At 35.1% G+C, this 8,149-nt stretch carries 9 protein-coding genes; 4 read left to right on the plus strand and 5 right to left on the minus strand.

From position 1 onward, the window contains the following. Window positions 1–287, plus strand: a 287-nt coding sequence (locus BLR79_RS07945; RefSeq protein WP_143338827.1) for an IS30 family transposase, incomplete at its 5' end; no start/stop codon positions are given. A gap of 26 nt (window positions 288–313) precedes the next feature. On the opposite strand, the gene BLR79_RS07950 is transcribed toward BLR79_RS07945, so the two are convergent. The 5 genes from BLR79_RS07950 to BLR79_RS07970 form a co-directional block, all read right to left on the minus strand. Continuing rightward, entirely contained in the window at window positions 314–1,081 is a 768-nt protein-coding gene (locus tag BLR79_RS07950; RefSeq protein WP_092086758.1) for a DNA topoisomerase, read from the minus strand. 48 nt (window positions 1,082–1,129) lie between these two features. Continuing rightward, a complete protein-coding gene (locus BLR79_RS07955) occupies window positions 1,130–1,741 on the minus strand; it encodes a recombinase family protein (RefSeq protein ID WP_068130408.1) in 612 nt (203 codons plus the stop codon). 195 nt (window positions 1,742–1,936) lie between these two features. Then, entirely contained in the window at window positions 1,937–2,428 is a 492-nt protein-coding gene (locus tag BLR79_RS07960) for an AAA family ATPase (protein ID WP_084778902.1), read from the minus strand. 142 nt (window positions 2,429–2,570) lie between these two features. Further along, a complete protein-coding gene (locus BLR79_RS07965; protein WP_070623068.1) occupies window positions 2,571–3,125 on the minus strand; it encodes a recombinase family protein in 555 nt (184 codons plus the stop codon). A 262-nt stretch (window positions 3,126–3,387) separates the two neighbouring features. Continuing rightward, window positions 3,388–5,313, minus strand: a complete 1,926-nt coding sequence (locus BLR79_RS07970; protein ID WP_200778887.1) for a heavy metal translocating P-type ATPase — start codon at window positions 5,311–5,313, stop codon at window positions 3,388–3,390. 358 nt (window positions 5,314–5,671) lie between these two features. Here BLR79_RS07970 and BLR79_RS07975 point away from each other — a divergent pair, with 358 nt between their 5' ends. From BLR79_RS07975 to BLR79_RS07985, 3 genes are all read left to right on the plus strand, one after another. After that, the gene (locus BLR79_RS07975) at window positions 5,672–5,986 is read left to right on the plus strand and encodes an ArsR/SmtB family transcription factor (protein WP_048728532.1); all 315 of its coding nucleotides are present in this window, start codon (window positions 5,672–5,674) and stop codon (window positions 5,984–5,986) included. A 23-nt stretch (window positions 5,987–6,009) separates the two neighbouring features. After that, entirely contained in the window at window positions 6,010–6,933 is a 924-nt protein-coding gene (locus tag BLR79_RS07980; protein ID WP_092086763.1) for a cation diffusion facilitator family transporter, read from the plus strand. A gap of 1,004 nt (window positions 6,934–7,937) precedes the next feature. Further along, window positions 7,938–8,149: helix-turn-helix domain-containing protein (locus BLR79_RS07985; protein ID WP_143338828.1), on the plus strand; the 212-nt coding region annotated here is incomplete at its 3' end.

Genomic DNA, 8,149 nt, shown 5'->3' on the forward strand with positions numbered 1-8,149 from the left:
AAAGTTTCACCTCTGATCGTGGGAAAGAATTTGCTTGTTATTCAGACATCGAACAACAAAACATCGCTTTTTACTTTGCGGATGCTTACAGTGCCTGGCAGAGAGGGACTAACGAGAATTCCAATGGATTACTCAGAGAATTTTTCCCTAAACGCACAGATCTAGCTAAAATTACGGAACATGATCTTTTCAATGCGCTATGGTTGATAAACAATCGACCTAGAAAATGCTTAGATTTTAAAACACCTTTTGAAGTACTCATGCACGAACTCGTTCAGTTAGAATAACTTTTTGTCGCAATAATTATTGCAATTCATCTTAAAAAATCATTTAATTCATCTTCTGTATCAAAACGCCCTGAATATTTACCTTCATACTCGCCTTTTTCAGTATAAAAAGTACCATAAAGCTCATAAAATGGCTTTGATACAAAATTCTCTATCTCTTGATTTCGTTGATAAATCATAAATAAAGTTGGTGTTTGCACTCGTCCGATACTAAAAACGCCATTCAGACCGTTATTCTGCATATACAACGTATATAAACGTGATAAGTTCATTCCAACCAACCAATCGGCAATCTGTCTAGTCTGTGCTTCTTTATAAGTAGAATAAAATTGTTTACCGTCTTTTAAGTTCTTCAAACCTTTTCTAATTTCATCAGTTTCAAGTGAGTTTAACCATAATCTTTTAATATCTTTTTTACCATTTCCCGAAAGATTAATTATTGATCGTGCAATATTTTCTCCTTCTCTATCACTATCTGTACCTATAATAATAGTATCAGCATTATCTAAATGCTTTTTAACAATGTTAAATTGTTTTGCAGCACCTTTTGAGACCTCAAATTTATATTGATCAGGAAACATTGGTAATTGCTCTAAACTCCATTTTTTCCAATCTTTATTATACTTTTCAGGTTCTGCTAAACTAACTAAATGACCATAACCATATGTAATTATCGCACTTGGTAATTCATCATCTGACACTTCAAAATAACCATTTTTCTTTTTTGATTGTTTAAAAGCTTCTGCATAACTTTGAGCCTGACTTGGTTTTTCAGCTAAAATAACTGTATTCATACTCTAACTCCTTTTCTAAAAAGAAAAAGTCATTGATCTACTATGTTTCTAATAATCTTTTCTATAAATACCCGCTCTTTGTCTATATCTTCTAAAAGTACGTTCATTGATACCAGTTTTTTCTTCAACTTCTCGATCACTTAACCCTTGCTTAAATAATTCAAAAGCATGTTTTAATCTAGGATTGTCTTTTGAATATTTGAAAGGTTTACCTTTATACTTCCCTTGTTTTTTAGCTATTTCAATCCCTTGTCTTTGTCTTTCTAAAATAGCTTCACGTTCTTTTTCTGCTTGATATTTATATAGCTCAATAATTAAATTCTGCAATAATTGTCTTAAATTATCATCTTCAACTCCTCTTAAAGAAGGTAAATCTAATATTTCAATTGTCGCACCTTTTATTCTTATTTCATCAAGTGTCCTTGTTAACTCCTTATTATTTCTTCCTAATCTATCAAGTTCAGAAACAACCACTATATCGCCTTCTCTTATGAAACTAAGCATTTCTTTTAAAGCTGGTCTATTTCTATCTTTCCCACTTAAATCATCTGTATATATTTTGTAGCAACCTGCTTTATTTAAACTTTCAATCTGCCGAGCAAAGTTTTGATCTTTATCACTTATTCTTGCATAACCGATTTTATGTTTTTCTTTATTCAATAAAACCACCTTATATATATGACCTATTTATATGTCCTAACATATTTATTGTAACTAAAATGCTTAACAAATGCACATATAACAACATTTATAAGTGTAAATTTTGGTTTTATTTCGCACTAACTTCAAGCGCTATGTTGCACTAATAGAACAAAAAAAGACTATTTCGCTAAATGAAATAGTCCTTTTTGTTACTTATTTTACTCCAATAACTAAACTATCTCGTGCAGCTTCAACTACTTCTGTCGTGATAGTTTCAAGGTTATTGATTTCTAATATTCTTTCGATTTGGGTGAAAAGTCTTTGGATAAGTCGAAAGTTTCCACTGGTAATTTTAATAATACTAGTGACAGCTTCATAATTAGCAAAATCTTCCAGTTGGACAGATAATCCTAACTCTTCCCATTTGTATTCCAGAATATGGTGGATCTCGTCTTTACTCAATCTGTCAAATTCATGGGCAAAACCTATTCTCGAGTAGAGTTGAGGATAACGAGCCAATCGCTTTTCTATACCCGGCATTCCAATAAAGATCATAGCCACATCTTTTTGGTCATAAATATCTCTTAATTGTTCTAAATGCTGTACTTTTAATCGATCTATTTCATCAATAATAATGAGATCAATTTCTTCATACACATTCGTTGAGTATTTTTCTTCTGCTCCTAACTGAAGAACTCTATACATACTTTTAACCATACCCATTTTACCACCGATCATATCGATTTCATTCGTCATTTTAGTCGCCCGTATATAGAGTTAATGGAGGAAGTTCTTGGTTTATGAGAACACCTCTTTCCTACGATTAAATAAAATTAATCGTCAATTTTTATTTATCTAAGTAACGATAAAGCGTTGACTTGCTGATTCCTGTCATCTCAACAATTTCTTTCACACTATATTCTTCACTTTTGTACAATTTTATTGCTCGTTCGATATCTCGTTGGTTCACAGGAGGGCGCCCGCCTTTTCGCCCTCTAGCTCGAGCACTTTTTAAACCTTCTTTTGTACGTTCAACAATCAAATCTCGCTCAAATTGGCTAAATGCTTGAAATACAGTCATCATAAGCCGACCATGTGGAGTGGCAGTATCAAAATTCTCTTTTAAGCTGATCAACTTTATATTATGTTCTTCAAAGTAATTTACAAGTTCAATTAAATCTTTTGTACTGCGACCCAAACGAGAGAAGCTTTCCACGACAACTGTATCACCTGGACGCAATTTATCTTTCAGTCGATTTAATTGCGGACGGTTAGCTTTGGTTCCCGTCATCTTTTCGGTCAGTATTTCGTTGCAGTTATGTTCATTGAGCAAATCCAACTGACGAGACAATTCTTGTGATCGTGTACTTACCCTTGCATACCCATATATATACCCACTCATAATCCTCTTCCTTCTCTATTTTGATTTTCTCAATTGTATCATAAAGGGTGGGTAAAGATACGTAGATAAAGAGCAAAGTTTTGGCACTAAAAAACCCTTCTTCTAGTCTATAAAAGTTGTTATTTAAAATCGTCCCATAATCGATTGTTTTTGAGACAAAGTAATTTATAAAAAATATGCCTCTAACGTTTTTAGCACGTTAGAGGCATATAAACTTCAGAAACTTATTAGTATACCTAAACCTTTTTGAGTTTTGATTGGATTAGTTAGATTTTAACAATCGAAGCCCATTCAGAATAACAACCAATGTACTTCCTTCATGAATAATGACACTGATTGCAATATCCGTTAAGCCTAAGAAACTAACGACAACTAAAAAGGCAACAACGGCCATTGAAAAAATAACATTCTGCCAAATGACACGATTCATTTTCGTAGATATATTATGAGATTGTACCAATTTGGATAAATCGTTTTGCATTAAAACTAAATCCGATACCTCTACTGCCACATCGGTCCCATCTCCCATAGCGATTCCCACATCTGCGTTTACGAGAGCGGGGGCATCATTCACTCCGTCTCCAACCATGGTAACTACACCGTATTTTTCTTTTTGTTCGTCTATAATTCTGGATTTGTCTTCCGGCATGACATTCGCATTCACTTCATCTATTCCTAATTGTTTAGCGACTGCTTTACCCGTCATTTCTGAGTCACCAGTAATTAATGTGGTGTGTATGCCTTGTTCTCTGAAATAATCAATGGTTTCTTTTGCATGCTCACTCGGAACATCCATGAGGGCAATAAGACCTATAACAGCCTCATCTACTGCTACGTATACGACCGTCTTACCTTCTGACGACCATTCATTATTTAAACGACTATATTCATCTGAAACATCGTCAAACGAAGTCGGTTTTCCTATACGATAATTTCTCCCTTTGTAATCTCCTGTCAATCCTTTGCCGATCTGGTTTTCTACTTCGATAGTTAGTTTATTTTTTTGCTCAAACTTTCTTAGAATAGCATCTGCTAAAGGGTGATTGGATTCTTTTTCAAGAGCTACTACGATATCAATCATGTTTTCTTCGTTCACGGAATCAGCAAAATAGTAATTGGTTACTTCAGGTTTTCCTTTAGTCAAGGTTCCTGTCTTATCAAACGCAATTGCTTGAGTATCGGCTAATTGAGACAGGTAAGAACTACCTTTTGAAAGGACGCCTTTTTTGGCCAAGTTAGAAGTCGTCGATAAAGTTACCGATACAGTAGCCGCTGCTAAAGCACAGGGTGAAGCTGCCACTAAAAGGACCAATCCTCTATAGATACTTTGTGACCATGTCCAGTCTAGGAGAAAAGGAGCCAATAACATGAATAACGGAATGGCAATTAAAACAACTGTAACGTATTTCGGTTCAAATTTTTGGATTATACTCGCAGCTTTTGTTTGGTTGTCTTGGTTCTGGTTTACTAACTGTAAAATTTTTGAAAATACTGTATCTTTATTTTCTTTAGTGACTTCCATTGTGAAAGTACCTGTTCCATTGATTGTACTTCCGAAAACGTCGTCTCCTTTGGACTTCTCTTTTGGGATACTTTCTCCATTAATAGATGACTCATCAATGGACGTAGAGCCTGACAAAATGACGCCATCAATGGGGACTTGATCGCCATTCAATACTTGAAGTTGATCTCCCACTTTTAATTCACTGACGTCAACATTTTTTGTACTGCCATCAGGCTGGATTAACCGGGCAGTCGTTGGATTCATTTCGAGTAATTTCGTGATTTCTCGTTTACTTCTTCCTTCTGCATAATCTTCCAAAAAATGTGCACCAGAAAAAATAAGAATCAATAATGTACCTTCCCAAAAATTCCCCATTAAAGAAGCGCCAATGGCCGCTAATCCCATCAAAATGTGAGAGTTGGGCATGAACTTTTTTTGAACTTTGGAGTTCTCGATTGTTTCTCCAAGGCCTTCAAGAATAATGACATGATATCCTGCACTGATTGTAGCGATTGAGAATAAAATATTTCGCATTAACTGATAATCTTCATTCAAAAATAAAGCGATCACCGCTAAGGCTAAACCAATAAAGTATAAAACGATTGGCATTTTTCCGTGTTCATGGTCATGGTCGTGGTTGTGATTATGTTTTTCTTGAGATTGTTGTTCTTCGATAGTTTCCATTTTTATCACCTTCCTATATAATTCCTTTGATTTCCATTCATTTACTTATTAAATCACACAAATTCCCACTAAAAGAAGAGAAGTATTCATGTAATTTCCATTGTCTCTGACTCCTTTCAGTTGTCCCATATGTAAATCGGAATGATTATGATTTACATATGAAGTTACATTCATATGTTTATAAAATCATATTAACTCACTGTATGAGTTTTGTCAAGACAAGATGCTTCTTATTCAAATGGACTACTATTGCTGATACAAAAGTCTTAATTTTGTCTATAAACAAAAAACTAGCATCGTTTTACTCATGTGGTATTATATATATGAATGGAAAATCATGTGAGAGGAATAAGAGCATATGGATACATCAACAACTTCGCCAATCAATAAAGAGAAGATCCAATCAATAAGCAAAGTATTCAAAGTGATTAGTGACCCTACACGCTTGTCAATTCTCTTTCTTTTACAGAAAGAAGAGCTCAGTGTTGGAAACATTGTGCTTGCATTGGATATGGAACAGTCCGCGATTTCACACCAACTAAAAATATTGAAAGATTCACGTTTAGTGAAGGCAAGAAGAGAAGGGAAAAGCATGGTTTACAGTCTTGATGATCTTCATGTTTTCAGTATTCTCGAACAAGTCTTAACTCATATCAATGAACAAGAACAATAAGAGCAAATAATATATAAAACTAAATGGAGGTTTTTAAAATTTCAAAATCAGAGAAACAAGAAAAGCACTCGCACCAAAATCAACCGAAGAAAAATATAAAAATTGCTTTTTTTATCAACTTTATTTTTTCTATAACTGAATTTTTCTTTGGGTCTCTTTTCAATAGTGTGTCAATTATGTCCGACGCGGTTCATGATTTAGGGGATTCCATTTCAATTGGTTTCGCTTGGTTTTTCCAGGGGTACTCAGAAAAACAGCAAGATGAACAGTTCACTTTTGGTTATAACCGATTTTCATTATTAGGGGCGCTGATAACTGGAGTAGTGCTGATCGGTGGCTCATTCTTTATGATTTACCGAAGTATCCCACGTTTGATTGATCCACAACCGGTTAATTACAGCGGCATGTTTTGGCTTTCACTCGTGGCGATTGGGTTAAATGGGTATGCGGCTTGGATTTTAAGCAAAGGAACTTCGAAAAACGAAGGCATGTTGAACCTGCATATGCTAGAAGATGTATTAGGGTGGATCGGGGTCTTGGTTGTGAGTATTGTAATGAACTTTACCGAGGCTTATCGATTGGATCCAATCTTATCGATTTTGATAGCACTCTATATCCTCTATAAAACTGTACCTGAATTTTTAAGCACAATGAAAATTTTATTGAACGGTTCGCCGGAAAATGTAAACGTAGAGAACCTGGCGAGCTCCATTAACAATATTCCTGCTGTAAAGGCCCTCTCTCATTTTCACATTTGGTCACTGGACGGAGAAGAAAATGCCCTTATCGTTACGGTTCTTATAGATTCTTCCGATATAAACAAGGCTAGGGAAATCAAAGAAGAAATTGCAGAGCTTGCCCATACATCGGGTGTAAAGAATCATATCACAATAGAAATAACTACAAGTAAAGACGAACTAGAAAAAGGGTATGCTTATGGCAGTTAAAGTATTTATATATTGAAAAAAGGACTATTTTAAATCGAGTAGGAGACTAGTCAATTAATGGCTAGTCTCCTACTCGATTTATTAGTGCAAAGCACCCCTTAAATTTAATGCAAAATAAAATTACAATTTACAATTTATAAGCAATAAATTTTAATATGAATTGTTTAGGTCTTTAAGGTATACTCAAATGACCTATTTATGTAATATTTTGAATTTAATGCACTTAATCTCTTGACTTTGATCTTCGGGTCTTGGCAAACTTGGGCAGTGAGCAGGCAGGCTTGCGAGTTTTGGGCAGACTTGTCCCTTGTATTTAAAAAGGAAAAGTCTACCGCTTCTTATCAAGTTTGACAAACTTGGTATAACTCACAGTATAGGAAGCTGAGAAGTATCCCTTTAGACTGTATTAACCGCTATTTTAGCGGTAATACGAACGCTTTAATGCTAACTCCTTGCCGACTGTTTGACTGTCCTTCGACAACTGCTTTCGCTTCTTATATGCGTTCTTCCGTACACCAGTTATACAGAGCCTATTTCGCCGCTTACTAGAAAATATTTGCTATTAAAGCAAAGTATCTACAAAGTCGTACAAAACAGGGTGCTTTAACCCACAACGAAATTTTTTGCGTTTTACCATGAGTAGCGCAACCTACTTTTAGGCTTTTACTTGAGCTTTGCAAATCTTTACTCAATGAGGACATTAACCAGAAGGGATCTGCTGTTTAACGCCCCACGAATTCCTTTTAACTACGGCTCGTGACACCACATTAACGTTCTATATATTCAATTTTTAACACCAAAAAAGGGCATCAGCTTTCGACTGATACCCTTCTCTATCTATGTATTTTGCTAAAAATCTATCCAGTTATCCCTTGTTGTAAACGTTTATATCAAATCGTTGTAAGGGTATCATACATATGTGACACGAAAACATAAAAAAAAGAGGAGCTTCTGGTACACTATATTTAACGAATAAAAAACCATAGTGTGAAAGGAAGCTCCCCATGAAGTCAATTATAACAGAAGAAATGCGATATAGGCAAAAAGTTGTTGAGTATGCGGAAAAATATGATAATAACGCCAAAGCAGCCCGTCGTTATGGCACAAGCCGTCAAAACGTCCAACGTTGGCGCAAGCGTTACGATAAGACGTGGGATAGCTTACGTAACAAAAGTCGCCGTCCTCACAGTCATCCAAACCAACATACTCAAGAAGA

This window comes from Dolosicoccus paucivorans (genome assembly GCF_900100125.1).
GTDB classification, from domain to species: domain Bacteria; phylum Bacillota; class Bacilli; order Lactobacillales; family Aerococcaceae; genus Dolosicoccus; species Dolosicoccus paucivorans.